At 74.7% G+C, this 26,308-nt stretch carries 26 protein-coding genes and 2 pseudogenes; 10 read left to right on the top strand and 18 right to left on the bottom strand.

The genetic code is table 11. The features are described from left to right. The first annotated feature begins 115 nt into the window (after positions 1-115). The 3 genes from E9565_RS11375 to E9565_RS11365 all read left to right on the top strand — a co-directional run bounded on the left by E9565_RS11375 (position 116) and on the right by E9565_RS11365 (position 3,504). Positions 116-1,696, top strand: a complete 1,581-nt coding sequence (locus E9565_RS11375) for a DUF4389 domain-containing protein (RefSeq protein ID WP_236825358.1) — start codon at positions 116-118, stop codon at positions 1,694-1,696. A gap of 90 nt (positions 1,697-1,786) precedes the next feature. Further along, positions 1,787-2,728 (top strand): NAD(P)H-binding protein, encoded by a 942-nt coding sequence (locus tag E9565_RS11370; protein WP_236825357.1) that lies wholly within the window; start codon positions 1,787-1,789, stop codon positions 2,726-2,728. After that, on the top strand, positions 2,701-3,504 hold the full coding sequence (locus E9565_RS11365; RefSeq protein WP_236835131.1) for a CPBP family intramembrane glutamic endopeptidase: 804 nt from the start codon (positions 2,701-2,703) through the stop codon (positions 3,502-3,504). Before E9565_RS11370 ends, E9565_RS11365 begins: the two co-directional genes overlap by 28 nt. A gap of 58 nt (positions 3,505-3,562) precedes the next feature. Here the strand turns inward: E9565_RS11365 and E9565_RS11360 are convergent, their stop codons facing one another. From E9565_RS11360 to E9565_RS11330, 7 genes and pseudogenes are all read right to left on the bottom strand, one after another. Beyond that, a complete protein-coding gene (locus tag E9565_RS11360) occupies positions 3,563-4,342 on the bottom strand; it encodes a methyltransferase domain-containing protein (RefSeq protein ID WP_236825355.1) in 780 nt (259 codons plus the stop codon). A gap of 29 nt (positions 4,343-4,371) precedes the next feature. Beyond that, positions 4,372-4,947, bottom strand: a complete 576-nt coding sequence (locus tag E9565_RS11355) for an OsmC family protein (RefSeq protein WP_236835129.1) — start codon at positions 4,945-4,947, stop codon at positions 4,372-4,374. 141 nt (positions 4,948-5,088) lie between these two features. Then, positions 5,089-7,146, bottom strand: coding sequence for a LuxR family transcriptional regulator (locus E9565_RS11350; protein ID WP_236835127.1), 2,058 nt, complete (start codon positions 7,144-7,146; stop codon positions 5,089-5,091). Positions 7,147-7,291: 145 nt separating this feature from the next. Beyond that, positions 7,292-7,654 (bottom strand): annotated as a pseudogene (locus E9565_RS23545) (ATP-binding protein); the annotation flags it as partial. A 176-nt stretch (positions 7,655-7,830) separates the two neighbouring features. Next, positions 7,831-8,193, bottom strand: a complete 363-nt coding sequence (locus tag E9565_RS11340) for a DUF6578 domain-containing protein (protein ID WP_236825351.1) — start codon at positions 8,191-8,193, stop codon at positions 7,831-7,833. Between the two features lie 85 nt (positions 8,194-8,278). Then, positions 8,279-8,461: a DUF6186 family protein gene (locus E9565_RS11335; protein WP_236825350.1), complete on the bottom strand. Its 183-nt coding sequence runs from the start codon at positions 8,459-8,461 to the stop codon at positions 8,279-8,281. A 14-nt stretch (positions 8,462-8,475) separates the two neighbouring features. Beyond that, positions 8,476-8,850: a hypothetical protein gene (locus E9565_RS11330; RefSeq protein ID WP_236835124.1), complete on the bottom strand. Its 375-nt coding sequence runs from the start codon at positions 8,848-8,850 to the stop codon at positions 8,476-8,478. 38 nt (positions 8,851-8,888) lie between these two features. On the opposite strand from E9565_RS11330, the gene E9565_RS11325 reads away from it, so the two are divergent. Together E9565_RS11325 and E9565_RS11320 are read left to right on the top strand one after the other, a co-directional pair. Next, the gene (locus tag E9565_RS11325; RefSeq protein WP_236835122.1) at positions 8,889-9,569 is read left to right on the top strand and encodes a CPBP family intramembrane glutamic endopeptidase; all 681 of its coding nucleotides are present in this window, start codon (positions 8,889-8,891) and stop codon (positions 9,567-9,569) included. Between the two features lie 72 nt (positions 9,570-9,641). Beyond that, positions 9,642-9,902, top strand: a complete 261-nt coding sequence (locus E9565_RS11320) for a hypothetical protein (protein ID WP_236835120.1) — start codon at positions 9,642-9,644, stop codon at positions 9,900-9,902. 45 nt (positions 9,903-9,947) lie between these two features. Here E9565_RS11320 and E9565_RS11315 read toward each other — a convergent pair whose 3' ends face one another. Continuing rightward, on the bottom strand, positions 9,948-10,745 hold the full coding sequence (locus E9565_RS11315) for a MerR family transcriptional regulator (protein WP_236835118.1): 798 nt from the start codon (positions 10,743-10,745) through the stop codon (positions 9,948-9,950). Positions 10,746-10,823: 78 nt separating this feature from the next. On the opposite strand from E9565_RS11315, the gene E9565_RS11310 reads away from it, so the two are divergent. After that, a complete protein-coding gene (locus tag E9565_RS11310) occupies positions 10,824-11,177 on the top strand; it encodes a nuclear transport factor 2 family protein (protein ID WP_236825345.1) in 354 nt (117 codons plus the stop codon). 20 nt (positions 11,178-11,197) lie between these two features. On the opposite strand, the gene E9565_RS11305 is transcribed toward E9565_RS11310, so the two are convergent. Then, positions 11,198-11,848, bottom strand: a complete 651-nt coding sequence (locus tag E9565_RS11305) for a GntR family transcriptional regulator (RefSeq protein ID WP_236835117.1) — start codon at positions 11,846-11,848, stop codon at positions 11,198-11,200. 176 nt (positions 11,849-12,024) lie between these two features. On the opposite strand from E9565_RS11305, the gene E9565_RS11300 reads away from it, so the two are divergent. After that, complete coding sequence (locus tag E9565_RS11300) at positions 12,025-12,768, top strand: alpha/beta fold hydrolase (protein WP_236835115.1); 744 nt, start codon at positions 12,025-12,027, stop codon at positions 12,766-12,768. A gap of 2 nt (positions 12,769-12,770) precedes the next feature. On the opposite strand, the gene E9565_RS11295 is transcribed toward E9565_RS11300, so the two are convergent. The 7 genes from E9565_RS11295 to E9565_RS11265 form a co-directional block, all read right to left on the bottom strand. Further along, positions 12,771-13,781 carry an NAD(P)-dependent oxidoreductase gene (locus E9565_RS11295; RefSeq protein ID WP_236835113.1) on the bottom strand — a complete coding sequence of 337 codons (1,011 nt, stop codon included), beginning with the start codon at positions 13,779-13,781 and terminating at the stop codon, positions 12,771-12,773. Continuing rightward, complete coding sequence (locus E9565_RS11290) at positions 13,778-15,499, bottom strand: AMP-binding protein (protein ID WP_236835111.1); 1,722 nt, start codon at positions 15,497-15,499, stop codon at positions 13,778-13,780. Before E9565_RS11290 ends, E9565_RS11295 begins: the two co-directional genes overlap by 4 nt. Positions 15,500-16,025: 526 nt before the next feature. Next, a complete protein-coding gene (locus E9565_RS11285) occupies positions 16,026-17,624 on the bottom strand; it encodes a ParB N-terminal domain-containing protein (RefSeq protein ID WP_236825259.1) in 1,599 nt (532 codons plus the stop codon). Between the two features lie 62 nt (positions 17,625-17,686). Beyond that, a complete protein-coding gene (locus E9565_RS11280; protein WP_236835108.1) occupies positions 17,687-18,058 on the bottom strand; it encodes a hypothetical protein in 372 nt (123 codons plus the stop codon). Next, positions 18,055-18,615 (bottom strand): ImmA/IrrE family metallo-endopeptidase, encoded by a 561-nt coding sequence (locus tag E9565_RS11275; protein WP_236825257.1) that lies wholly within the window; start codon positions 18,613-18,615, stop codon positions 18,055-18,057. Before E9565_RS11275 ends, E9565_RS11280 begins: the two co-directional genes overlap by 4 nt. Then, entirely contained in the window at positions 18,549-19,082 is a 534-nt protein-coding gene (locus tag E9565_RS11270) for an ArdC family protein (RefSeq protein ID WP_236825256.1), read from the bottom strand. Before E9565_RS11270 ends, E9565_RS11275 begins: the two co-directional genes overlap by 67 nt. 575 nt (positions 19,083-19,657) lie before the next feature. Continuing rightward, a complete protein-coding gene (locus E9565_RS11265) occupies positions 19,658-20,083 on the bottom strand; it encodes a heavy metal-responsive transcriptional regulator (RefSeq protein ID WP_236825255.1) in 426 nt (141 codons plus the stop codon). A gap of 87 nt (positions 20,084-20,170) precedes the next feature. On the opposite strand from E9565_RS11265, the gene merA reads away from it, so the two are divergent. Together merA and E9565_RS11255 are read left to right on the top strand one after the other, a co-directional pair. Then, complete coding sequence (merA, locus tag E9565_RS11260; protein WP_236825254.1) at positions 20,171-21,538, top strand: mercury(II) reductase; 1,368 nt, start codon at positions 20,171-20,173, stop codon at positions 21,536-21,538. 186 nt (positions 21,539-21,724) lie between these two features. Then, positions 21,725-23,251 carry an MFS transporter gene (locus E9565_RS11255; protein WP_236825253.1) on the top strand — a complete coding sequence of 509 codons (1,527 nt, stop codon included), beginning with the start codon at positions 21,725-21,727 and terminating at the stop codon, positions 23,249-23,251. 95 nt (positions 23,252-23,346) lie between these two features. Here the strand turns inward: E9565_RS11255 and E9565_RS11250 are convergent, their stop codons facing one another. Beyond that, positions 23,347-24,573: an alkaline phosphatase gene (locus E9565_RS11250; protein WP_236835106.1), complete on the bottom strand. Its 1,227-nt coding sequence runs from the start codon at positions 24,571-24,573 to the stop codon at positions 23,347-23,349. A gap of 308 nt (positions 24,574-24,881) precedes the next feature. On the opposite strand from E9565_RS11250, the gene E9565_RS11245 reads away from it, so the two are divergent. Beyond that, positions 24,882-25,685: an STAS domain-containing protein gene (locus E9565_RS11245; RefSeq protein WP_236825251.1), complete on the top strand. Its 804-nt coding sequence runs from the start codon at positions 24,882-24,884 to the stop codon at positions 25,683-25,685. A gap of 179 nt (positions 25,686-25,864) precedes the next feature. Here E9565_RS11245 and E9565_RS11240 read toward each other — a convergent pair. Beyond that, positions 25,865-26,308 (bottom strand): annotated as a pseudogene (locus E9565_RS11240) (hypothetical protein); the annotation flags it as partial.

The raw sequence follows: 26,308 nt of genomic DNA, 5'->3' as shown, positions 1-26,308 counted from the left end.
AGAGGGAGGGCTTCCGGCACGTCCGGAGGTCCCTGCGTGCAGGACCCGTTGGCCCGTGTCCGGCGTCCGGGGGACGGCGGAGCGTCGGAGGCGCCGACGAGACCGAGGAGTTGCGGTGACCGAGACGTTCGTGCCCTACCCGGTTCGCGTGGACGCGGCGCTGGAGCCGGGCCTGTCCCGATGGCTGTGGCTGGTGAAGTGGCTGCTGCTGATCCCGCACTACGTCGTGCTGGCGTTCCTGTGGGTCGCCTTCACCGTGCTGGGCGTCGTGGCGTTCTTCGCCATCCTGTTCACCGCCCGCTACCCGCGGGCGATCTTCGACTTCAACGTCGGCGTGCTGCGCTGGACCTGGCGGGTGCACTACTACGGGTACGCGGCGCTGGGCACCGACCGGTACCCGCCGTTCACCCTGGCCGACGTGCCGGACTACCCGGCGCGCCTGGACGTCGCCTACCCGGAGCGGCTGTCGCGGGGGCTGGTGCTGGTGAAGTGGTGGTTGCTGGCCATCCCGCACTACCTGGTGCTGGCCGTCTTCATCGGCGGCGGGCTGTGGCTGGGCACCCGCACGGGTCCGGACGACGGCTGGGACTCCGGCTGGGGCGCCGGTGGGCTGGTCGGGCTCCTGGTGTTCATCGCGGCGGTCGTCCTGCTGTTCACCGGCCGCTACCCGCGTCCGCTCTACGACTTCGTCCTGGGCATGGACCGGTGGGCGCTGCGCGTCGCCGCCTACGTCGGTCTGATGACCGACCGCTACCCGCCGTTCCGGCTGGACATGGGCGGGACCGACCCGGGGTCCGCGCCCCGTGGTCCGCAGCCCGCGGCACCGGGGGGAGCCGGGGCCGCGCCGGTGCCCGCACCGGCCGCCGACCCGGGAACCGCCGCGCCGGCGACGCCGCCGCGCAGCACCTGGACGGCCGGCCGCGTCACCTCGGTCGTGGTCGGTTCCGTGCTCCTGTTCACCGCGACCGGTCTGCTCGGCAGCGGCGGAGCCCTGCTCTGGGCCGACCAGGCCCAGCGGGACGACGGCTACCTCTGGACGCCGACCGTGGACCTGGCCACCGAGGAGCACGCCCTGGTCTCCGACAGCATCCGGCTGGACACCGCCGGCGAGCAGTGGGTGCTCGACGAGTTCCTGGGCACGGCCAGGCTGGACGTGACCGCTGCCGAGCCCGGCACCGAGATCTTCGTCGGGGTGGCCCGCACGGCCGCGGTCGACCGCTACCTGTCCGGCGTCGCGCACCGGGTGGTGGAGGACCTCGGCGGGACGTGGCCCGGCGACGGACCGCGGGTGGACCGCGCCACCGACGTGCCCGGCGGGCCACCGGAGCAGCCGCCCGGCGAGCTGGGCATCTGGGCGGCGCAGACCAGCGGCCCCGGCACGCAGACGCTCACCTGGCGCCCGGCCGACGGCGCCTGGACGGTCGTGGTCATGCAGGCCGACGGCGGGCCCGGGCTGGCGGTGCAGGCGCGGGCCGGGGCCACGGCGCCCGAGCTGACCTGGATCGCCGTCGGGCTGCTGGTCACCGGCGGGCTGCTGCTGGCCGCTGGGGTGCTGCTGGTCGCGCTCGCGGTGCACCGGGCCCACCGGCGCCCGCCCTCGGGCGCCGTCCCGGCGCAGCCCGGCCCGCCGGCGCCACCGCCCGCGCCGTCGCCGGCGACCCAGGGCACCGGGAGCACCGCCGGCACCCGCACCTGACGCACCCGCCCGGGCCGCGCGGGGTGGTCCCGGGCCGGTCCCCGTGCCGGCCGGGTCGCGCCGGGCGTCCGGCCGGGTGAGGCTGGGCCGGTGAGGATCCTGGTCACCGGCGCGTCCGGGTTCGTCGGCAGCCGGCTGGCCACCGCCCTGGCGGGGGCGGGCCACGACGTCCGGGCGATGACCCGGCGTCCGGAGCGGTACACGGGGTCGGGTACCCCGGTGGCCGGCGACGTCGGCGACGAGCCTTCGCTGCGGGCGGCGCTCGAGGGCTGCGAGGCCGCCTACTACCTCGTCCACTCCCTGGGCGACCCCGACTTCGAGCGCAAGGACGCCGACGCGGCACGCGCCTTCGCCCGGGCCGCCGCCGCGGCCGGCGTCGGCCGGATCGTCTACCTCGGCGGCCTCGGCAAGGACGGTGACCGGCTGTCCCGGCACCTGCGCAGCCGCCGCGAGGTCGAGGAGCTGCTGGGCAGCACCGGTGTGCCGGTGACCGTGCTGCGGGCCGGGATCGTGGTCGGCCACGGCGGGGTCTCCTGGGAGATGACCCGCCAGCTCGTGGCCCACCTGCCGGCCATGGTCACGCCCCGGTGGGTCAGCACCCGGACGCAGCCGATCGCGGTCGCCGACGTCGTCCGGTACCTGGTCGGGGTCCTCGACGCCCCGGAGGCGGCGGGGCGGGTGTTCGAGGTGGGCGGCCCCGAGGTGCTCACCTACCTGCAGATGCTGACGCGCGTCGCCGACATCCAGAACCGGCACCTGTTCGTCGTCCCCGTGCCGCTGCTCAGCCCGCAGCTGTCCTCGCGCTGGCTGGCCCTGGTCACCGACGTCGACGTCGCCACCGGCCGGTCGCTCATCGACTCGATGACCATCGAGGTGGTCGTCACCGATGACGCGATCCGCTCGGTGGTCCCGTTCGAGCCGGTGGACTACGACGAGATGGTCATGACCGCGCTCGTCGAGCGGGCGCGGGAGCGCCGGCGGAAGGTGGGGGAGCGGCGCCGCGGGTGGCTGAGCCGGGGGGCGCGCCGGTGACCCGCGGGCGGGTGTCCCGGGTGCTGCGGGCACGGGCCCGCCGGGCCGTCCTGCCGCTGCTGCGCCGCGTGCCACGGGACCACTGGGAGAGCGACGAGGCCTTCCGGCGGCGACGGCGGGTCACCGGCGCGGTCGCGGTGGCCGGCGCGTCGCTGCTGGGCGTCTCGCTGTCGACGCCCCCGGGGTCGCCGCGGTTCTACGGGCTGACCCTCGGCGTCGCCGGTACCTGGGTGGTCGGTGGGCTCGCGTCGGGGCCGCTGCACCTCGGGCGGATGTTCGGGCCCGGGGACCTGCTGAAGCGGCCGGTGCTGACGCCGATCGCCTCCGGGGTCGGGGCCTTCGGCGTCTTCTACGCCGCGGCGCTGGTCGCCCGCCGGATCCCGGTCCTGGCCCGGGCGATCGGGTCGGTGCTCCGGTACGCCGACCAGGGCTCGGCCCCGCTGGTCGCGACCACCACGCTGGCCAACGGCGTCGCGGAGGAGGTCTTCTTCCGCGGTGCGCTGTACGCGGCCGCGGGGGCCCGGCGGCCGGTGCTCGTCTCGACGGCGGTCTACGGACTGGCCACCACCGCCACGCGCAACCCCGCGCTGGTGCTGGCGAGCGTGCCGATGGGCCTGATCTTCGCGCAGCAGCGCCGGATCACCGGGGGCATCCAGGCGCCGGTGCTCACCCACGTGGTGTGGTCGGCGCTGATGCTGCGCTACCTGCCGCCGCTGTTCGCCGACCGGCTCGCCGAGGAGCGCTCGCCGTCGTCCGGGGACGACGGCGACCGCTGAGGGCCGGCGGCCGGTGCGGTGAGCGGCCGCAGCGACCCGGCTCGTGTCCGCCGCCGGGTCACGGCTTGCGGGCCAGCACCGAGACGCTGCGGACGCCGTACTGCTCGCTGGCGTTGCGTGCCTGCTCGGACAGGAACTCGTAGCGGTTGGGCCGCACGTGCTCCACCCGCAGGCCCGCCGCGGTGATGGCCCGCTCGTACACCTCCCGGCGCGGCGCACCGCCGATGCAGGACGCCCACAGGTCGACGTTCGACACGATCGCCTCGGTCAAGGCCTCCTCGGTGACGATGTCGGCGATGGCGAGCCGGCCGCCGGGCCGCAGGACGCGGGCCGCCTCGGCGAACACGGCCTCCTTGTCCGGGGTCAGGTTGATCACCCCGTTGGAGATCACCGCGTCGAAGACCGCGTCCGGGAAGGGCAGCTGCTCGATCCGCCCCGCCCGGAAGGCGACGTGGTCGATGCCGTGCTCCTCCCGGAGCCGTTCGGCCTTCTCCAGCTGCGCGTCGGTCATGTCGATCCCCGCCACCCGGCCCGTGGGGCCGACGCGGAGGGCGGCGAAGAAGGCGTCCATGCCCGACCCCGAGCCGAGGTCGAGCACGGCTTCACCCGCCTGCAGGTCGGCGAGGTCGAAGAACCAGCCGACCCCGGCGAAGGACTCGATGGCCCCCGGGGGGATGCGGTCGAGGTCCTCCGGCGGGTAGCCGAGGCGCTCGGCCAGCGCACGGCCGGTCTCGAAGTGGAACTCCTGGGCCGGTGTCCTGGCCACCGCCCGGTACATGTCCTGCACCTTGCCGGTGAGCACGTCCTGGTCGATGGCTGCCGAGGTGGTGCCTGCCATGGTGATCTCCTCCTCGAAGGGGTCGTCGGTCAGGTCGCCTCTCGGACGACCTCGAGCGTGGTCTCGACGGGCACCGGGTTCACCAGCGAGTCGCGGACCGGGGACGTCTCCTGCACGTACCGGCACAGCTCCTGCAGCTGCTCGGGGGTCGCGTTCGGGCTGGAGACGCGGGCTCGCGCGCGGATGGCCGTGAAGCCGGGGCGCGGCCCGTCCAGACCGAGGAACGGGCGGACGTCGAAGTCGCCCTCGATGTCGTACTCCATGCCCGTGACCTCGATGCCCCGGGCCGCGGCGTTGGCCACGTAGCCGACCGCGTAGCAGAACGCCAGCGACTGGAGCAGCAGCTCGACGGCGTTGGGCCCGCGGTTGGCGCCGAGGAGCACGGGCGGTTCGTCGCCGTGCAGGGTGAACGCGGCGGCCCTGCTCTCGTCCTGGCTGCCGGCGTGCGTGAACGCCCGGATCTCCCCGGTGTTGTAGGTGCCCTCCTGCCACCTGCTGCGGGCGCGGAAGGTGAAGGAGGCCAGGTTCGGGTCCTCCTTGATGGCGTCGATGGTCTCGGCGAGCGCTCGGACGTCGATGCCGTTGGCCGTCGCGGTGGTGGTCATGGCCGTCTCCTGGGTCGGTCGGACGGGTCTCGCGGCCGGGTGGGCCGCCACCTCCGACGCTAGGGACGGCAGGGGCCCCGGGCATCGGTGCTCGCACGCGTATCCCGGGGCAGCGACGCGCGCCGATGCCTTCGGCGGCACCTACGGAAGGGTGCCCAACCGGGTGGACCTGGCGATCGCCTCGGCGCGCGAGGCCGCACCGAGCTTGGCGAGGATCCCCGCCACGTGGTGCTCCACGGTCCGCGGTGAGATGTGCAGGCGCGCCGCGATGCCGGCGTTGCCGAGACCTTCCCGCAGCAGCGCCAGGACCTCCAGCTGCCGGTCGGTCAGGCCCGCGGGGTTCGCCAGCGTCGAGGGTGACGGCCCGCGGGGGACGGTGATGCCGCGCTCCCGCATGCGGCGGCTGATCCGCTGCTCCAGCGGCCGCGCACCGCACCCGCGGGCCAGGTCCAGCCCTTCCGCCAGCGCCGTGGCCGAGTGGGAGAGGGACAGCAGCAACGCCCGGTCGTGCACCCAGCCGGCGCGGCCGAACGCGTCGGCCGCGGCCACCCAGTCCCGCTGGATCATCGCCGCGTGGGGCTCCGGGACGGGCCCGTCGACGGGGAGGTGCCGCCCGCAGACGGCGGCCCACGCGGCGATCCGGGCACCGGCGCCGCCACGCCTCAGCGGCTGGTCGCCGACGATGCGGGAGATCTCGGCCAGCCGTCGCACCGGCAGGGGGTCGCCGCAGGTGAGTGCCCGCTCGACCTGCAGCTCGAAGACGGGCGCGATGCGCTTGAGCTCACCGGTGCGGTCGGCGTCGGCCGCGAGCTCGGCCAGCAGCGCGTCGGCGTCGTCGTCGCCGGACCGGACCGCCCGCTCCGCGAGCACCGTGCGCGCGACCAGGCCGGCCACGGCGACGCCGCGCGCGGCGGACCGGTCGAGGGCCGCCCCGGCCAGCCGCACGGCCTCCTCGGCCCGGCCGCGGCGCAGCAGGAGCCACGCGCGGACGGCGTCGAGGTAGCCGGCCATGGTGTCCACCTCGTGCTCGGCCGCGTACCGGCGACCGCGCTCGACGTGCGCCAGCGCCGCCTCAGGAAGCACCCACTGCAGGCTGATGAAGGCCAGCGAGGTGTGGATCAGGACGACGTGGTGGTGCTCCTCCGCCGCGAGGGCGGTGTCCATGGCCTCGCGCAGCGTCCCGGTGTCGGTCGCGTCCAGCTGCATGCGGGTCGCACCGAGGACGGCGAGCGCGCGGCTCCGGACACCGGCGTCCTCCCAGGCCAGCTCCAGCGCCCGCACCCCCCAGTGCAGGGCGTCGTCGGCCCGGCTGGCCAGCATGGCGAGCTCGGCGACGGCCACGTACGCCTGCGCGAGCCCGGCGGGACATCCGGCGCGGGAGAGCCGGCGGACCGCCGAGCAGGCGTCCGCCCAGGCCGCCGCGCCCTCACCGGCGAACCAGTGCAGGTGCGACCGCAGGGCGGTGCACCTCCCGGCCCCCAGGTGATCGCCCAGGTCGTCGTGGAGCTCGATCGCCCGGGTGGCGGCGGCGACGGCCTCGTCGCCACGGCCGACGACGCACGCCGTACCCGCGAGCTCCTCCCACGACCGCGCCTGCTCGGCCGGTGCGAGCCGGTCGGCGAAGCGGACGGCACGGCGCAGGTGGGCCAGCGCCTCGCGGTGCGCACCCATCGCCCCGGCCTGCCGGGCTGCGGGGAGCGCGTGCTCGGCGACGACCTCCGTCACGCCGGCCGCCTCCGCGTGGTGCACCAGGTCGGCGGGTTCTCCGCCGACCTCCTGGAGGCCCTGCAGGATCCGCCGGTGCAGCAGCCGCCGCCGGACGGGTGGGACGCTCGACCGCACGGCCGCGCGGGTGAGCTCGTGGCAGAAGCGGACGTGCCGCGGGTCGCTCGTCAGCAGCTGCCGGCGTTCCGCCTGCTCTGCCTGCTCCGGCCACCCGGGCTCGACGGTGTCGAGGAGGGCCGTCCGCACCCGGCCGGGCACCATCGCGACGAGCTCGAGGAGGGCGCGTGGCCGCTCGTCCAGACGGGCCACCCGGGCCAGCACCGCGTGCGCGAGCGAGGGCGGTGGCGGCCCCTCGCGCGAGGCGATCAGCTCGGTCACGAAGAACGGGTTGCCCCCGGTGAGCGCGAGGACGCGGTCGGCGTCCTCGCCCGCCAGCGCGACCACGGCGGCCCGCGAGAGCGGCGGGAGCTCCAAGGGTGACCGAGGTCGCGTGCTGCACCGCGTCCAGCGCTCCCCACAGGTGATGGCCGGGCTCGACCTCGCCGGTGCGCAGCGTGAGCACCAGCAGCACCGGCAGCGACGCCACCCGGCGGCCGAGCACGGTGATGGCATCCACGGTGGCCTGGTCGGCCCAGTGCACGTCCTCGAGGACGAGCACGGTCGGCGCGCGACCCCGGCGGAGCTCCTCGACCAGCTGGGCGGGGAACGCTCCGGGTGCCGTCGCCTCGCGCAGCGACTCCGCCACCGCGGCGGGGAGGGCCTGGGCGATGTCCCGGAAGGGGGCCAGCGGGCGGGGCGTGGCCAGGTCGTCGCACAGCCCGACCAGCACCCGCGCGTCGTCCCGGTGCTGCTCGGCGAACCGCGTCACGAGAGCCGACTTGCCGATACCGGGCTCCCCGCTCACCAGTGCCACCGAGCCACGACCACGCGCCGCGCCGAGCAGCGCCCGATCCAGCGCCGCCAGCGACTCCGCCCGTTCCATCAGTTCGCGCATCCGCGATCCTCCGCGATGGGCGCCGGCTCACCGGCTGCGGCTCCTCCTCGTCACGTGACCACCTGTCCCACCGACGGTACGCCGCCCACCTGACGGGTTCGTGACGTTCGGGTGACGAACCCGGCGGGCGCACCGGGCCCGGCGCCCGGGTGCCCTGACCGCCGCTACCGGGACGTCCGCACGGTCACGAGGAACTCCGCGTGGCCCGGGGGCAGGACGGCGCCGGTCCACGGGTCCTCCAGGTGGCCGTCGTCCTGCTCGTCGAAGCCGCGCAGCGCCGCCCCGCCGGGTACGCGGAGGACGTCCTGCGCGACCCCTCCGTCGCGGACCACGTGGAGCTCGGTCACCCGTCCCCGGACGCGCTCGTCGGCCGGGACGTCGAGGCCGCCGTGGTGGCTCTCCGCGAGCCGCACCCGGCCGTCGGGCCCCTGGTAGCGGATGCACCGGAAGTCCACGAGCTGGTTCCGCTCGATCGCCTCCCCGCAGCACTCGTGCTCCCAGCCACCCACCTCCACGACGACGTCCACGCCGGGAACCTATGCCGTTCGCGGCCGCGGCGACGCCGGCTCAGGAGACCGGTTCCCCACGCGTGACCCCTCCGGGACGACCCCGTCACCGGGCCAGGAGGTGCACCCCGAGCCACAGCCAGGTGAGCAGGACGACCGCGCGGCCCGGCGCCGTCCGCATCGCGGCGCCGAGCGCCTGCCCCGCGCCGGCCGGACCCAGCCCGAGCCGGGCGCAGACCTCGGTCGCCAGGGCGGCGGCGAGCAGCCCCGCGAAGACGGCGGCGCTCACGAGCTCGCCGCCCGTCATCGCCGTGGCCGGGCGAGCAGCCAGGCGCCGACCGCCAGCCAGCCCACGGTGGCGGCGCCGCGCAGCAGCGGCGGGGCGAGGAGGGGGTCGGCGAGATCGCTCGCCGTCGGCAGCGCGTCGCGCGCGAGCGCCACCAGCTCCCAGAGGACGGCGGCGGTGACGAGCGCGAGCCACGGCAGGCCGCGCCGGCCCACCGGTGGAGCGGCCGCGCCCGCCTCCCGGAGCAGGCCCGCGACGACCACGACGGTGCCGGCGGTGCCGACCGCGAGGAGCGCACCGGCCGACAGCTCACCGCAGGCCGTCACGACGGCGGCGCACGGCAGCGCCACGGCGGCCAAGGTGAGCCGGCGCGCGAGCGGGGAAGAACGCACGGGTGCATGCTCGCGCAGCAGGCCGCCGGGGCGGGCTCGTGTTCGCCGCCTCCGTCGCCGTGCTCCTCGGTGCCTGGAACAACGTCGTCATCACCCGGCTGCCGGGCTACCCGCAGTCCTACGTCCCGGTGAACCTGGCCGCGACGGGCCTGCTCCTCGCGGGAGCGCGGTTCGCCGGCACCACCTGGCAGGAGCTGGGTCTCGAGCGGCGTCGCGCGCGGGCGGGGATCGGCTGGGGTGGGGTGTGCGCCGCCGTGGTCGCCGCCGGCTACGCGGTCGCACTCGCCGTCCCGGCGGTCCGCCCCCTGCTGGCCGACGCGCGGCTCGCCGGTGCGGGCTCCGGGGAGATCGCCCACCAGGCGCTGGTCCGGATCCCGCTGGGCACCGTGGTGTGGGAGGAGGTCGCCTTCCGCGGCGTCCTGTTGGCGGCGCTGCTGCGGCTGCTCCCGCCGCGCACGGCCGTCGCGGTGTCCGCGGCGCTCTTCGGGATCTGGCACATCCGCCCCACGCTGAGCGCCGCCAGGGCCAACACGCTGGCGGACGGGGGCGCAGGCCTGTTCGCCGTCGTCCTCCTGGGCTGCGCCGTCACGGCAGCGGCCGGGGTCCTCTTCGCCTGGCTACGGCTCCGCAGCGGCAGCCTGCTGGCCCCTGTCCTGCTCCACCTGGCGACCAACAGCCTGGGTGCGCTGGCCGCGGCCGCCGCCCACCGTCCCGGGTGAGGCCGGCGGGGGAGCGCCGCAAGCGAGGCGACGACCGCGTTCGAGGACCGGGTCCGCCGTTACGGTGGGCCGGTGTCCACGTCGGTCGTGCTGAGCGTGGCGCCCGCCGAGCCGGTCGACCCGGAGCGCCGCACGGTCGGCGTCCCGGACGACGTCGCCGCCGCGCTCGCGGCCGAGGGGCAGGCCGTCGGCCCCGGGCTGTGGGTGCCGCACCGCGGCCCGGTGCGGCTGCTGTTCCAGCTCAGCGGCCCGGACCGGGTCGCGGCCGGTCAGCGGCTGCTGGCCGAGGTGCGGCGCCTGGGATACGCGGCCGACCTGTCGATCTCCCGCTAGCGACCCGCGGGGGGCGGTTCGTCGGTCGGAGGTGCGGCGGGGCGGTCAGCCCGGCCCCACGTGGAAGACCGGCCAGCCGATCTCGGTCCGCCACGCCGACGGGTCGGCCGTGTCGCGCGGGCCCACGGGGTAGCGCTCCCGCACCGGCCCGGCCACCGCCAGCGCGTTGGCCACCACCCAGGCGCCCAGCTCGCCGTAGGTGACGTCGATGTCGTCGTGCGGGCCGACGTGGGTGGTCACGGCGAGCTCCACGGCCGGCAGGGTCACCGGGTGCACCCGTCCGCGGCGCGGCGGGTGGGCGGTCGGCCGGTACACGAGGAGGTGGCCGCGGCCGTGCTCGAACAGGGCGTTGTCGCAGAGCGTCCCGGGGGCGCCGGCCGGCTCCCGGACCACGGCGTCGAGCTCGGCCATGGCGCCGGCGTACCAGGTGAGGACCTCGTCGTGCGCCACCTCGTCCTCCACGGCGGCCACCGTCGCCTGCGGCACGGTGCGCAGCTCGACCCGCAGCGGGGCCGGCTCGGGCTGCAGCAGCCGGCGCAGCGAGGCGACAGCGGCCCGCGTCCGCTCGAGCTCCGACTCCAGCCGCTGCAGGTGGTCGGCCACCAGCGCGGCACGGGTACCGGGGTCGGGGGAGCGGAGGATGCGCTGCACATCGGGCAGGGGGACGTCGAGCTCGCGGAGCCGGTGGATGACCTGGGCGGCCGGGATCTGCCCGGCGGTGTAGTAGCGGTAGCCGGTGGTGTGGTCGACGGTCGCCGGCTCGAGCAGGCCCGCGTCGTGGTACCGCCGCAGCGTGCGCACGCTGAGGTGGGTCAGCCGGGAGAACTCACCGATCGACAGCACGGGAGCACTCTGCACCCTCTCCCCGGGGGAGGGTCCAGTGCTTGACCCTCCCGCGCCGGGAAGCCGCAGGGTCGGGCCATGAGCACCCAGGCCAGCATCCGACCCGACCAGCTCCCGGCCCCGATCCGGAGCTACCTCGCCGCGCACGCGGCCCGCGACGCGGACACTGCGCTGCGGGCCTTCGCGCCCGGCGCCGTCGTCGTCGACGAGGGGACGACCTACCGGGGGACCGAGGAGATCCGCGGCTTCCTCTCCCACGCCGGCGCCGCGTTCAGCTACACCACCGAGCTCGTCGGGGCCGAACGGGCCGGCGACGGCCGCTGGGTCGCGGTCAACCACCTGGAAGGCGACTTCCCCGGGGGCGTCGCCGACCTCCGGTACCGGTTCGTGATGGACGGCGACCGCATCGCGGAGCTCGTCATCGCGCCGTGACGACGACGCGCCCCCGGCGGTCAGCCCTCGTCGCTCGGCAGGCTGTGCCAGGTGTCGTAGGCGACGGCGGCTGCGCCGTCGACGTCGCCGGCGGCGCACAGCCGGATGAGCTCCTCGTGCCGGGTGGGGGAGGCCCGGCCGCGGAGGGAGCCGAACCGCAGCCGCTCCGCGCGGCGCACCGTCGGCGTGAACTGCTCGAGCACCGTCTCCAGCGCGCGGTTGCCCGCGATGCGCACGGGGACGCCGTGCAGCTCGTCGTCCGCCAGCAGCGCCTGCTCGACGTCCCCGGCGTCGACGGCCGCGGCGAACCGGCGGTTGGCCTCCCGCATGGCGGTGAGGTCCGCCTCCACCAGCGCGGGGACTGCCTCGCGGACCGCGAGCTCGTGCATCGCGGCGACGACGTCCCGGGCATCGCGGACACCGCGGGCGTCGAGGGTGGTCACGACCGTCGAGCGCCCGGGCTGGGTGTGGACGAGGCCGGAGTGCGCGAGCCGGAGGAGCGCCTCGCGGACCGGGGTCCGGCTGACGCCCAGCCACGTCGCGAGCTCCAGGTCCCGCAGCTGCTCGCCGGGGGCGAACGTGCCGTCGACGATGGCGTCGCGCAGGCGGCGGTGGACGTCGTCGCGCAGCAGGCCGCGGTCGACGCCGGGGCCGGTCGAGGGGATCGGCACGGGGTGGTCCTCCTGCGGGTGTCCGGGCGGAACGGGAAAGTGCGCGGCGGTGCCCTCCCGGCACGGCTGGCGACATGCAATATATCGCATACCGGAGGCGTTGGCGGGGGAGCGCACGAGGTGGTGCGACCGCACGGGCGACGAGGCGTCGTCCGCCGACCGAGAGGGAGAGATCGATGACCAGCAGCACGCTCGAGACCCCCACCGCCACGCCCACGGTGGTGCTCGTCCACGGGGCCTTCGCCGACTCGTCGAGCTGGAACGGCGTGGTGGCCCGGCTCCGGCGGGACGGCTATCCCGTGATCGGGGTCGCCAACCCCCTCCGCTCGCTGCACGGCGACGCCGCGCTGCTGCGCGACGTCCTGGACAGCATCGACGGCCCGGTCGTGGTGGCCGGCCACTCCTACGGGGGCAGCGTGATGAGCGAGGCCGCCGAGGGGCACCCGCGGGTGACGGCGCTGGTGTTCGTCGCCAGCTTCCTGCTCGACGAGGGCGAGAGCACCGGCGAGCTGGCCGGGAGGTACCCGGGCAACGAGCTCGGCGCGGCGCTGCGCCCGGTGGCCGTGCGGGGGCCCGAGGGGGAGACCGCGGAGGACCTGTACATCGAGCAGGAGAAGTTCCACGCGATCTTCGCCGCCGACGTGCCGGCGGACGTCGCCGAGCTCATGGCCGTCACGCAGCGGCCGATCATCGCCGACGCGCTGGCGGGCAAGGCGACGAAGGCGGCCTGGAAGACCATCCCGTCCTGGACCCTCCTCACGCTCCAGGACCTGGCCGTCCCGGCCGAGGCGCAGCGCTTCATGGCCGAGCGCGCCTCGTCGTCCGTCGTCGAGGTGGACGCCTCGCACGCCGTCACGGTCTCCCGGCCCGACGTCGTCGCCCGGCTGATCGACGAGGCCGCCCGCGCGACGGCCGCCTGACGTCAGGGCGCCCCGCGACGGCGGAGGTCCCCGGCCGGCGACCGGGGACCTCCGCCGTACCAGGCGGCCAGCCGCGCGAAGCCCTCGTCGAGGCCGACCTCCGGCCGCCAGCCGAGTGCCGTGCGGGTCCGCCGCTGGTCGAACCAGTGCGCGGTGGTCAGCTGCTCGGTGAGGAAGCGGGTCAGGGGAGGGGTCGACCTGCGGCCGCTCGCCGCCCAGACGCCGTCCACGGCGGCGCCGGCCAGCCACGCCGCATGCGTCGGCACCCGTCCCCGTGGCCCGGGAGCACCCGCGGCAGCGCACAGCCGGCGGAGGATCTCGTCGACCGTCCGGGGCTCGCCGTTGGAGACGACCAGCGCCTCCCCGTGGACGGGCCCGCAGGCGTCGACAGCGGCCACGAGGGCGGCAGCGGCGTTGTCGATGTACGTGGTGTCGATGAGCGCGGCGCCCGTGCCGATGACCGGGAGCCGGCGGGCCCTCGCCCGGGCGACGATCCGCGCCACCAGCTGCTCGTCGCCGGGGCCCCACACCAGGTGGGGGCGCACGACGAGCACCGCGAGCCCCGCCGAGTCCGCAGCCAGCGCCTCCAGCTCGGCCACGGCCTTGGACCGCGAGTAGGACCCCCGCGCCCGCGCCGGGTCGGCGACGCCGGCCGCCGCCCCGGACAGCGGGTCCCCGGCGTGCGCGACGGAGGGGGAGGACACGTGCACGAGCCGCTCGACGCCGCCCGCGGTGCAGGCGGCGAGGACGTTCCGGGTCCCCTCGATGTTGGCCCGCGCGTACTCCTCCCACCGGCCGGTGACGTCGACCTTCGCGGCGAGGTGGACCACGGCGTCCTGCCCGGCGGTCGCCCGCGCCACCGCGGCCGGGTCGGCGACGTCCCCGAGCACCTCGGCGCAGGGCAGGCCGGCACGGCGGCGCTGCAGCACCGTCACCTCGTCGCCGCGGGCCAGGAGGCGCTGGGCGGTGACCCGGCCGAGCAGCCCGCTGGCGCCGGTGACCAGGACCCTCACGCCGTGCCGCGGCGGGCGGCCCACCGGACCGGCGTCCCGGAGAGCAGCCGGCTCGCGCGCCGGGCGAGCGCCGCCCGGTCCACCTTCGACTGGTGCCTGATGTCCACGGGGAGGGCGTCGGTCACGAGGACGGCGGCGACGTCGACCCCGGCCGAGCGGCGCACCTCGTCCGCGAGCCCGGGAGGTGCCACGGTCAGCCGTCCCCGCCGGGCCGGCACGGGAGGGCGCCGCTTCCCGGCGGCGGTGGAAGGCACGACGACGGCCACGGCGACCTGGACACCCACCGGGCCGACGCCGATGACCGCGGCGGCGGAGACGGCGGCCAGGCCCTCGATCCGCTGTTCCGGTCCCACGGGCGTCACCGGGCCGTCCGCGGCGGTGACCACGTGCGCCAACCGGCCCTCGACCCACAGCCGTCCGTCGCCGTCGAGGTGCCCGACGTCCCCGGTGCGGTGCCATCCCGGGTCACGGCCGGCGGCCCGCTCGGTGGCCCACAGCGCGTCGTAGCGGTCCTTCACGTGCGGGGCGCGGACGCAGATCTCGCCGGTCACGCCGGGGGAGCCGGTGAGGGCCCCGTCCGCGGCGCCGAGCGGGGAGAGCGGGCTGATCCGGACCTCCACCCCGGGCACCGGGCGGCCGACGCAGACGCCGTTCCCGGGGCCCGCGGCCTCGACCTCGTCGAAGGAGACGTCGGTGACCGGGAGCGCCTCGGTCATGCCGTAGGGCGTGTGCGGCTCCGCCGCCGGGAAGGTCTCGCGCAGGGCGCGGAGCAGCGGCGGCGGCACGGGCGCCCCGGCCGACATGAGCAGCCGGATCCGGCGCAGCGCGGTCCGCTGCTCGCCGGTCAGCTCGCCGGCGGTCGCGGCCACCCGGCGCAGGGCGGCCGGGGCGGCGAACACCACGGTGGCGTCGACCGCGGCCGCCGCGTCCGCCAGCTTGCCCGCGGTGAGCGTGCCCGGCGCCGTGACGTCGACGTCGGGCACCGACGAGGCGATCCCGAGGCCGGGGCCGAGGATGGAGAAGGGGGCGAACGCGGCCACCAGCGAGTCGTCCGGTGCGAGCCGGTAGGCAGCCCGGACGAGCTCCAGCTGGGCGCCGACCTGGCGCTGGGTGTAGACCACGCCCTTGGCCGGGCCGGTGGCCCCGGAGGTGAAGACGACGGCGCAGTCGGCATCCGGCGGGCACTCCGGCGGCGCGGGCGACGACCGGCCCAGCGCCTCCAGCGACGCCAGGTCGTGCTCCACCGCGAGGGCACGGCGGACCGGGGCCGTGGCCCGGCCGGCCAGGATGCGCGTCCCCGGCAGACCCATCGCCCGCGCGGCGGCCAGGCCCGCGGCGCTGCCGAGGACGTGGTCCGGTGCGGCGCCGCGCAGTGCCCGCCGCATCCCCCGCAGGCCGAGGCCCTTGTCGGCGACGACGATGACGGCGCCTGCGCGCCACGTGGCGTAGACCGCGGCCGTCAGGTCGGCCGAGGGCTCCAGCAGCAGCGCCACCCGGTTCCCCGGACGGACCCCGGACGCGGCCAGGCCGGCGGCGATGTCCGCGACCCGGCGGGACAGCCGGGCCCAGGAGACCGAACCGCCCCCGGTCTCCACGATCGCCGGGGAGTCGTCGTCCGAGCGGGCGGTCAGCGCCGACCAGGGCCGCGCCGGCGGCTCCGCCGGGGTGGCACGCCCGGCCGCGGCCGGGGCGTCCGGCGCGGAGAACGTGTCGGACACCCAGGTGGCGACCGCCTCGGCCGCCGGGCCGGTCGCGTTGCTGCCCCTTTGCCGGGGATGGATCGGGAGCCATCCGACGGATGAGGGCGTGCAGCAGGCTGGCAGGAAAGTCGCCTGACAGAAGGTGGCTAGGTCGGCCGATACGCGACCGACTTGGGCCCGAACACCGGCCCGCCGAGCTACGTCGATACTGAGGATGTCAGCGCCTCAACTGCTGTGGCGCGAGTCCGCACTAGATGCAATCTGCAACTTTCGCGGCCGGCAGTGCATGAGGTGTGTCGGCTCGTGATCTTGGTAGGTCGGGCGGGTCTCCGGTGGCTGGTCGTCGTCGTCGTCGGTCGGTCGGGTCGGCGGGTGCCGGGGCCGGGGCGTCGTGGGATGGGCTTCTGGCAGGACGTGGGAGTTCTCGGAGTGGGTCAGTGGAAGCAGGGGTGATCTTGCCGGGGTCGGCGGGCGGTGGGCGCTGGCGAGGTGCGAGCTGGTGCGGCTGGCCGCCTCGTACGGGGACGAGGCGGCCAGCCGGGTATCAGGGCCGGTCAGCCGCGTCGAGTTCGCCGTCCATGTTCTCTCCTTCGGACGGCGCGTCCGGGGTCACTTGCTGCCCGCAAGCGCGTTGCTCGACCGGGGCCAGGGTGTAGCCGCAGGTCTGCAGGAACTGCAGGTAGCGGGTGGTGTGCCCGCGCACGTTGCGCCAGTCGGAGCGGTCGGTGCGGTTCTCGTAGCCGGCCAGCACCTGCGCCAACGTCAGGACGAGGGCACGGGCGTCGCTGGCCTGCTCGATGAGTGCGCCGAGTGCGGCGGAGCGGCCGTATCCGGTGCGCTCGGTGCAGCCGAGCAGATCGGCGGCCAGGTGGTTGCCGTCGATGCCGGCGACGATCTCCGCGTCGTGGGCCAGAGCGGCGGCGAGGAAGGAGTTGCTCCCCTTGGGCGCGGTCTTGCGGGTGAGCAGGCCGCGCAGCCAGTCGCGGCGGACGGTCTCGGCGCTGGCCCACGCCTTGTTGGACTCGATGACGTCGCGGCGCTGCGCTCGGGCGGCCTCCCGCTCGGCCTCGTCCATCTCGCTGGCCTTCTTGCGGTCGGTGCCCGAGTCGTACCCGCGCCAGCGGTCGAGGTGGCCGTGCGTGGCCGGGTCGGTGCACACGTACCGGACGCCGGTCCAGGTACGCCACACCGGCTCCGTTCCCTCGTCGTCGTCGGCGTCGTCGGAAGGTTTGTCGTCGAGGTCGCCGGGAAGGTCGGCGTCGTCGGCGGGAGGTTTGGTGCCGGGCGGGACCCATCCGGACATCTGGGTGAGGTAGGCGGCGTGTCCGGGACACGTCGCGTGACCGGTCTCGGTCAGCTCGGCGCCGTCGGGGTCGGTGAGCCGGTGCAACTCCCGGACGGGGGTGTCGCCGTAGGGCGGGCGGTCGATCACGGTCACCCCGGCCGCCCGCAGCTCGGCGGCCACTTGCTCCCGCTCGGCGGCCTCCGCGCGGGCGTCGCGCAGCCGCTGGGCGGTGTGGTCGAACTGGCCGGTCTTGGCTGAGGCGACCAGGGCCTTGACCGCTTCGGGATCGTCCTCGAACTCGGCGACGGTGGCGGCCTGCGTCAGGTCGAGGAAGTCGTAGCGCACGGTCGCGGCCTGGGCCAGGTTCGACCCGGCGACCGCGAGGGCGGCGGTGATCTCGTTCCGCTTGGCGCGGGTTCGCTTGCTGATCTGGGTGGGGCTGACGCCGAACGCGGAGAGTTGGGCGATCACGCCGACCCTTTCCGCGGTGGTCAGCCCGGCCCGGTGCTCGTTCTCGGCCCACTGGGTGACCAGTCGCTCGACCTGCGCGGCGTCGTCCTCGGCTTCGTCGGCGACCACGACGACGGGCACGGTGGGCCGTCCGGCCTCGATGGCGGCCAGGGTGCGGCGGTGCCCGAAGCGGACCCGCAGCGGTCCCTCGGAGGTGCGCACGGCGATGATCGGGACCAGCACGCCGAGGTCTCGGACGCTGGCGATGAGGTCGGCGTCGACGCGGGCGTCGCGGCGCACGTTGGCGTCGACCAGCAGAGTGCGCGGGTCGATTTGCTGCACGCTCAGCTCGGCACCGGCGTCGGCGGCCGCCGTGCCGTCGGTGGTGGGGGTGCTGTCGATGGTCATGGCATGTGCTCCTTGCCCGGTATCGGTGTTGGTGTCGATGGGGTGGGGGATGCGCTGCGTGCTCACGACGTGCCGCCGGAGGTGCGGATGGTCCAGAAGCGCCACCAGCGGCGACCGGACAGCGTCGGCAGGACGGCCCGTAGCTGGCAGCCGTCCGGCATGGGGTGGACGGCCACGCCGACGGCGACGCCGCTGGCGGCGGCCAGCCGCGCGAGCACGCCGATCAGGACGGCGGCGGTGTCGCGGTCGGGGCAGTCGAGAACCAGCGGGCACCGGTGGTCGGCGGGTCTCTGCAGGGCCTCGGTCAGAGCGGCCTCGGTGACGGCTGCGCTTATCCGCAGCTCGGTGGCAGTCCAGTCCGGGGACAACCCCGGATCGAGGACGGCCGCCTGGCTCGGGGGGAGAACGGCGAGCATGGCCGCGCCCCCGTTCACGCCGCGACCAGGAGGGCGCCGGAGGCGTCCTGGCCGGCCGGGCTGGTCGGTTCCGGGTCGTCCTCGCCGTCGCCGTCGAGGTGGGCAAGGATGCGCCCGGCAGCGGCGGTGACCGTTGCGGCGGCCGCCCGCAGCACGGCGGTGTCTCCACCGGACCACGCGGCGACGTAGGGCACGGTGTAGGCGCCGGAGTCCAGCCCGGCCCAGGCCGTGACGATGTAGGCCACCGACTCCGCCTCGGCCTCCGCCCGGCCTCGGCAGCCGGTGTAGTCGAATCCGTCGGCGGTGTGTCCGCACTCGATGTGGGCCAGTTCGTGGGCCAGGGTCTTGAGCGCCTGCGCCCGGTCGACGTCCGGGCGGACCCGCACGGTGCGGGTGGCCGGGTCGGTCATCCCGTTGGCCGTCCCGCAGTCGACACGGGCCAGGGTGTAGCCGTGCGCGGCGACCTGAGCCGCGAGCGACTCCCACAACGCATCCGGGCCGTCGCCGGTCAGGAGCTGCGGCCTGACCTCGGGCAGCGGCTGGCCATCGGTCTGGGATACGTCGAAGACGTGCACGACCCGAAATCCGCGCAGTGCCCGTCGCGGCGGTCGGCGGGCTCGCCGCAGTTAGGCCCTGCGGCGGTCTCGCCGGCCCCCTCCGCGGCCTGCTCGTCGTGGTCGCTGCCGGCCCGGTAGGTGCAGGGCGCCAGGATCGCCAGGCCGCGCTGTCCTTTGACCACGGAGCGGCCGAGGGACTTCCAGGTGCCGAACCCGGCCACCCGGGTAGGGGTGAATCCCCGTTCGGCGCCCTGCACCGCGATCAGCAGCTGGTTCCCCAGGCTGTAGCGGTGGAAGCGGGCGGCGGCGTCGAGCATGGCGCGCCACTGCGGATCGGCAGTGAGCCGCTCGACCTGCGCACCGATCTGTTCGTGTAACGCGGATATCCGCGCGGCGCGGGCGGTCTCGGCCGCCTGCCGGTCGGCCGGGTTGCGCTGTGCCCGGCTGTCCTGCTGCTTTCTTGCTCTGCTGGTGGTGCTGGTCATCTGAACCCCTCCTGTGAACCGGAGCCGACGCCGGTACGGAGGGACTACGGAAGGGGTGTCTGGCCACCCATTCCCCCGGCCCGTCCGGCAAAGAGCTCTGCTCAGGGGCCGGGAGCGACGGCGGGGGACGACCGGACCAAGATGCTTCCGCAGCGAAGCGTCCGAAGGACGGAAGGATCTTGGTCCGGTCGGGAGGAGACGGCGCGGGAGGCCCCTATGCTGAGCTGCCGGACGGGTCGGGGGATGAACAAGACAGCCCGCCGTAGGCGGACCTTGATGCCGGCGCAGCCGGCGCCACGCGCCAGCGTGGCCCGTCAGGGTGTTCTGCACCGCAGCCGTCGGGACGTTGTCGCCCGCTCACTGCCAAGTTCGCCGGCAACGCCAGCTCCGCAGCTGTACCGGCTCACCCTGGAGTGAGGCCTTCACCTCACTGGGAGGATCAGCCTCGGGCGGGACAGTGCCCCGTCACGACGCAGGGGCAGGGCGCTAGGCATGAAATGGATGACTCACCATCCTGTCGTCTCACCTGCGGCCCTGCAGAGCAGGGCTCGCGCGTCGGGAGCCCTGACCCGGCGTCAGGTGGTGGGCACGGGCTGCGCAACGACGTCGGCGGGTATCACCTGGCAGACGGCGGCGGGGCTGCACGTGGCCGGGTCCAGGGTGCCCGCCCGGGAGCGGAGCCGTTCGACGTCCGCTCGTAACGCGGTCAGTTCGGCGATGCGCCGGTCGAGGTCGGCGGCGTGGCTGTCCAGCAGGGCAAGGACGTGCTGGCACGGAGCTCCGCTGCTCGCCCGGACCGTGATGATCTCGCGGATCTCGGCCAAGCTGAGCCCGGCGGCTTGGGCCGCTTTGACGAATGCCAACCGGTCGACGGCGTCCTCGTCATAGTCCCGGTAGCCGGAGGGACGCCGAGCCGGTGCGGGAAGTACGCCGGCGGATTCGTAGAACCGGATCGTCTTGGTCGTCAGCCCGGTTCGGGCGGCGAGCTGGCCGATTCGCACCGGCGCAGCCTACGACTTGACCTTCCAGCGCAGTGGAAGCCCTAGCGTCGGCTACCAGGTCATCGAGCCAAGCGGAGGAGCGGCACCATGGACGCAGTCGATCTGGTCGTCATCGGAACCGGCGGGGCGGCGATGGCCGCCGGCATCGAGGCGCGCTCACGAGGCAGGTCCGCCGTGCTGGTCGAGCATGGACCGCTGGGCGGGACCTGTCTGAACATCGGCTGCGTACCGAGCAAGAACCTGCTCGCCGCCGCCGGCCGGCGGCACCGTGCACAGGCCAACCCGTTCCCGGCCGTACCGACCGGCGCCGGCGACGTGGACATGGCCGCACTGACCGAGCAGAAGCAGGAGCTCATCGACCGGCTGCGGCACGTCAAGTACGCCGACGTCGCCGAGGCGCACGGTTTCCCCGTCCGGTACGGGAACGCCCGGTTCGTCGACGAGCAGACCCTCGAGGTCGACGGGCAGCCACTGGTGGCGCCTGCGTACGTGGTGGCCACCGGCGCGGCCCCGCACATCCCCGACCTGCCCGGCCTGGCCGGCGTCGACTACCTGACCTCCACCACGGCGATGGAGCTGACCGAGTTGCCGGAGTCGCTGGTCGTGCTGGGCGGCGGCTACGTCGGGCTGGAGCAGGCGCAGCTCTTCGCGCACCTGGGCGTGCAGGTCACCGTCGTGGGCCGGTTCGCGCCGCACACGGAGCCCGAGATCGCTGCGGTGTTGCGTGAGGTGTTCGCCGACGACGGCATCACCGTGGTCGAGGAGCGCGGGGTGGCCGTGGCCGGCAGCGCCGACGGCGTCGTGGTCACGACAAGCGGCGGCCGGGCGGCGACAGGGCAGCGACTTCTGGTGGCCACCGGCCGGTACGCCGACACCGGGGACCTGGGTCTGGAGGCGGCCGGGGTGAAGACCGATGAGCGGGGCTTCATCGTGGTCGACACCCATCAGCGCACCACGAATCCGCGGATCTTCGCTGCCGGCGACGTGTCCGGCGCGCCGCAGTACGTCTACGTCGCCGCGCAAACCGGGCACGCCGCCGCCGCAGGAGCGCTCGGTGCGCCGACAACAGTGGACTACCGCGGATTGCCCGGGGTGACGTTCACGACGCCGCAGCTGGGCGGCGCCGGCCTCACCGAGGAGCAGGCGCTGGCGCGCGGTCACGTTTGCGACTGCCGGGTGCTCGGCGCGCAGGACATCCCGCGGGCGCTGGCCAACCGGGACACCCGCGGCGCCCTCAAGCTGGTCATCGACGCCGACACCGGGCAGGTGCTGGGCGTGCACGCCGCCCTCGACGGCGCTGGCGACGTCATGCTGGCCGCCACTTACGCGATCAAGTTCGGGCTGACCGTCGACGACCTGGCCGACACGTGGGCGCCGTACCTCACGATGAGCGAGGCGCTGCGTATCGCCGCCGGACTGTTCCGCACCGACAAGCCGACCAGCTGCTGCGCATGAGCGGAGACATCGTGCTTGGGCACTGCGGGTCGCTTGCGTTCGCTCAGGTGCCAGTGCCGGAGTGCCTGGACGGCAGCACGGGGAGGCCCGGACGTCCACGAGGACGGCCAACCCGGCGAGGGCTGAGCGAGGCTTAGCCGCGGACGGTCGGGCAGTGGAACCCCGGTGACGAAGGACAGGAGGGGCGTGGCGGAGGATCAGCGGCGGCCGGGGATGCGCGCCGTGCTGGCCCAGCCGGACTTCCGGCGGCTCTGGACGGCGCGGACGGTCAGCCAGTGGGGCGACATCTTCAGCTTCGTCGCGCTGGCCATCCTGATCTACCGGCTGACCGGCTCGGGGCTGGGCGTGGCCGGCCTCGTGGTCGCCGAGATCGTCCCGGTGCTGCTCATCGCCCCGATCGCCGGCGTCGCCGTCGATCGGCTGCCCCGCGTCCAGCTCATGGTCGCCGCCGACGTACTGCGCGCCGCCCTGGCCGGCGTTCTGGTGGTCTGGCACGACGACCCGCTGGTCATTTACGCCGTCGCGTTCTGCCTGTCGGTCGGCGCGGCGTTCTTCAACCCGGCCGCCAACAGCGTGCTGCCCTCGGTTGTGGCCGACCGGGAGATCGTCGCGGCCAACAGCGCCGTCTGGACGGCGGCGGTGCTGTCACAGATCGTCCTTGCGCCGCTGGCCGGAGGCCTGGTCGCCCTCGTCGGCCCGGGGTGGGCGTTCGGCCTCAACGCCGCGAGCTTCGTCGTCTCGGCGCTGGCGCTACGCGGACTGCGGCTGGTCGCGCCTCCGCGTGAGGTCGGCCGCCGCCGGCTGCTGGCCGAGGCCCGCGAGGGTGTGGCGATGGTCGGCCGGGACCGGCTGCTGCGCGCGCTGGCCATCGGCCAGCTGCTGGCCGCGCTGTCGGCCGGGGCGACCAGCGCGCTGCTGGTGGTGCTGGCCGCCGAGCACCTGCGGGCCCCGGCGAACGCCTACGGTCTCCTGCTCGGCGCGATCGGCGTGGGCGCCGCCCTGGGCCCCACTCTGCTGCTGCGGCTGATTCCCGACCCGCGCCGCCCGCTGTACGTGTTCGGCCCCTATGTGCTGCGCGGCCTGGTCGACCTGGTGCTCGCCTCGGTCCGCTCACTGCCGGTCGCCGCCGCCGCCCTGGCCGTGTACGGCGTCGGAACCTCCACCGGCGCTGTCACCTTCAACAGCCTGCTGCAGTCGCACGTCACCGACTGCACGCGCGGGCGGATCTTCGCCCTGATGGACCTGCTGTGGCAGAGCGGGCGCCTGGCCCGTCTCGGCGTCGGCGGGCTGCTCGCCGACACCGTGGGCATCCGCGCCGTCTACTACCTCGGCGGCGTGCTGCTGTTGCTGGCCGCCACCATCGGCTTCGCCGCCAGCCGCACACCCGCGCCCTCGCGCCCTCGCGCCCTCGCGCCCTCGCGCCCTCGCGCGAGGCAACCCCCCAGAGTCCGGACTGAGCAACGGCCAGGCCCGGGTGAGTTCGCCGATGCGGAGCTCAGTAGGCGGGGCGTAAGCACACCTGCAGCCCGGGGAGCAGCCCGCGGGTGCCGGTTCCGTCGACACGTGCCAGTCCGCGGAGCAACACCTTTGTCCGACGATCACGGGTCGGTGGTCGGCTACCCGCACGGGACTTCTCACGATGGTCGCCGATCAGGTCCGGTCCTGCCCCGCGACCGCATCCGCCCTGGACATCGGTGGCAGGGGACAGCCTGATGGGGGCTAGCCACCACGTCCGGCCCAGCGACCCGCTCGGGGTCACTGGGCCGAACGGTTCTGCAGTTCAACGGCCGCCCGTCGCGGCCCGCCCATCACTCTCGGTCGCCCCGGCCGGCGTTCCCAGCGGGCTTCTGGCGCCCGCCGCCTGCCTCGCCTCGCAACAGCGACTCCTGGATGACCTGGTGCACGAAGGTGTTCTCGAAGTAGCCCGTGAGCCGCTCCGAGCCCGGGCCCATCGCGGTGAGGGGGACGTCGGCGTTCGTGTGGCCGGTCGTGGTCCAGTCGACCACGATCTGGAACGGGGAGTCCGCGACGTCGAAGGGTCCGTCCTCGGTGGACGGCGGAGTGCCGCTCTCATCGCGGGTCCCGGTGTCCTCGATCGCCATGCCGCCGGTCTCGTGGTCGGCCGTGGTGATCAGGAGGGTGTCGTTGCGCTGCTCGGCGAACTTCTTGGCGACCGCCACGGCCTGGTCCATGAGCTGGACCGCCTCGATCGTCATCGCGGCGTTGTTGGCGTGGGCCTGCTCATCGACCGCCTCTTCCTCCACGATGAGGAGGAAGCCCTTCTTGTTCTGCGACAGGATGTCGACGGCCTTCTGGGTCATCTGCTCCAGCGAAACACTCCTCTCGTTCGTGCCGACCGGCTCGGGCTCGGAGACGAACATCGTCCGGTTGGCGAAGAGGCCCAGCAGCTGGTCGCCCTCGGCGGCGGCCAGACCCTCGCCGTCGCTGACGTACTCATAGCCGAGCCCCTGCGCCCGCTCGACCAGGTTGCCCTGGTCGCTCCGACTCTCGCCGCCCTCGACCGCGCCCTCGTCACCGGCGGGGTACCAGAAGTCCTCGCCGCCGCCGAGCAGCACGTCGACCCCGGTCTCCTCGATGTACTGGCGGGCGATCTCGGTCTGTTGCCCGCGGTCGGCGACGTGGGCGCCGAAGGCGGCGGTCGAGGCGTCGGTGATCTCACCGGTCGTCACCAGGCCGGTGGACAGTCCCGCAGCCTCGGCCTGCTCGATGAGGGTCTCGACGTCGTTGCCCCCCGCGTCCTTGCCGATCGCGCCGTTGTAGGTCTGCACCCCGGTGGCGTAGGCGGTGGCCGAAGCGGCGGAGTCGGTGATGAACTCGGTGGAATCGGTCTGGACCAGGGCGGCGTAGGGCAGGCTGTCCATGGCCAGCTCGCCGTCGAGGCCGACGCCGGCGAGCGCCCCGGCGTTGCGGTGCGCTGTCCCCATGCCGTCGCCGATGAAGAGGATGGCGTTCTTCGCCTTGCCCTGGTCCCGGGCGCCGTCTCCGCGATCGCCGCCGGCAGCGGCGCTGGTCACCCCTGTGGCGGTGAATGCGACGGTCGCCGAAAGGGCGCCGACGGCGATGGCCAGCGGCCAGCGCCGGGCTCCGGTCGTGTGGGTCTGATGCATGACTCTCCCGGTGGGTGGTTCGGACTGTCCCGCCGTTGCCGACGGTGTGCCCGACGCTAGGAAGGCCGGGTGAGGCCCAGCGGTCTGCCAGGTGAACGTGGCTGTACGGTCGGCCGACGGGCTTGTCTGCGATGGCCGGTGCGGTGCGCCTTCCCTACTAGTCCCACTAGTAGCCTGGGTGTCACATGGTCTCTCCTCCGAGCTGAAGGAACGGGATGACGACCGCTTCAGGCACCCGCGAGCTGCCGTTCGCTCGACCCATCGTGTGGGCAGCACTGGCCGCCCTGCCTCCCTACTGCCCGGTGTGCGACGTCTCCTACGTCTGTACCGAGACCGGGGACGAGGAGGAGGCCGGGGCCATCGGCGAGGGCACCACGTTCGTGTGCGTGCGGGGCCGCCTGGACGGCTCTCCGGTGCCGGCGAATGCGGTGGACGGTGAGGTCGTGGAGTGGACCGCCGAGCGATCCATCGGGACGCGACTGGAGCTTGCGACCGAGACCTGGCAGACCCGTGTCGAATTGTCCGACGTAGCGGGGGGCTCCACCCAGGTCACCGTCACGGTCACCCATGAGCCCAAGCGCAGCGGCTGGCTGCGGCGCACCGTCCGGCGGAAGGCTACGGAGCGGATGGTTCGGGAGACCGTCGACTCCGAGCTGGACAAGCTGCCGGACCACGTCGAGCGGATGGGCGAGGGGCGGCCAGGCTCCAGTGCCGTGGCGCCCGCTTCCGCGTCCGTGGACGAGGAGGAGTGCGGCTGGGTGCTGCATCTCGTCGGCACCGTGAATGCCACAGACGTCAGGCGGCTCCAGTTGCAACAGCGCCTCGAGGAGGTCCCGATCGTGGCGATCGACGTCCGGGATCTGACGTACCTCGACTCGACGGCGCTTCCGGCCCTGGCGCGATGGGCGCGGCGCTCCTCCCAAGCCGGCCGTCAGGCGGTCATCCGGGGAGTCAACCCCGACTTCGATCAGATGCTCAACGTCATGGGGCTCACCTCCGGGTTTCTGCGGGACGATTGAGCTGACGCCGGCGTCTCGAGGCCCCGGGCCGGTAGTTCCGTGAGAGAGACGTCGCGCTCTTTGCCGATCGGGGCACGATCGTGCCTGGGGCGCCGGTGCGCTGACCCGGAGTCGAGTTCGGCGCAGTGGGACGACGGGTGGTGGCAGTCGTTGCTTGCCCCGTCGTGGGTTTCTGCGTGTCAGAGACCACCGTCTCCGGGGACGAGCTCGAAGAACGCCACCTGGGGCGGGGCGTTGATGCGCAAGGGGACCGTGCTGAAGCCGATCCCACAGGTGACGAACATGCGGTTGCCATCGGCGCCGTACTTCGCCGGCGCCCAGCCGTCGGCGACGATCGCCTCGTCCTCGGTGAGCGCAAGGTAGGACCAGCGGGGCGTGCCGGGAAGGGCGATCTGGCCGCAGTGCGTGTGCCCAGCCAGGGTGAGCGGTGCCGTGCCGGCCGGCAGCTCGTCGAACGTCGTGGGGTCGTGTGTGAGGACGACGCGCGGCGCGTCGTCCGGGACGTCGGCGAGCGCCGCCTCCACGTCGGCTCGCCCGCTCACGTCGGGCACGTGGGGTGTCTCCGGGCCGATCCCCACCAGGTACAACGGGTCGGCACCGGCGGTGGGGGAGGGGACGGGGAG

The organism is Blastococcus sp. KM273129, from assembly GCF_021698995.1.
Classification (GTDB): domain Bacteria; phylum Actinomycetota; class Actinomycetes; order Mycobacteriales; family Geodermatophilaceae; genus Blastococcus.
Note: the sequence above shows the minus strand (reverse complement) of the source record. Positions and strands in the feature narration are given on the sequence as shown.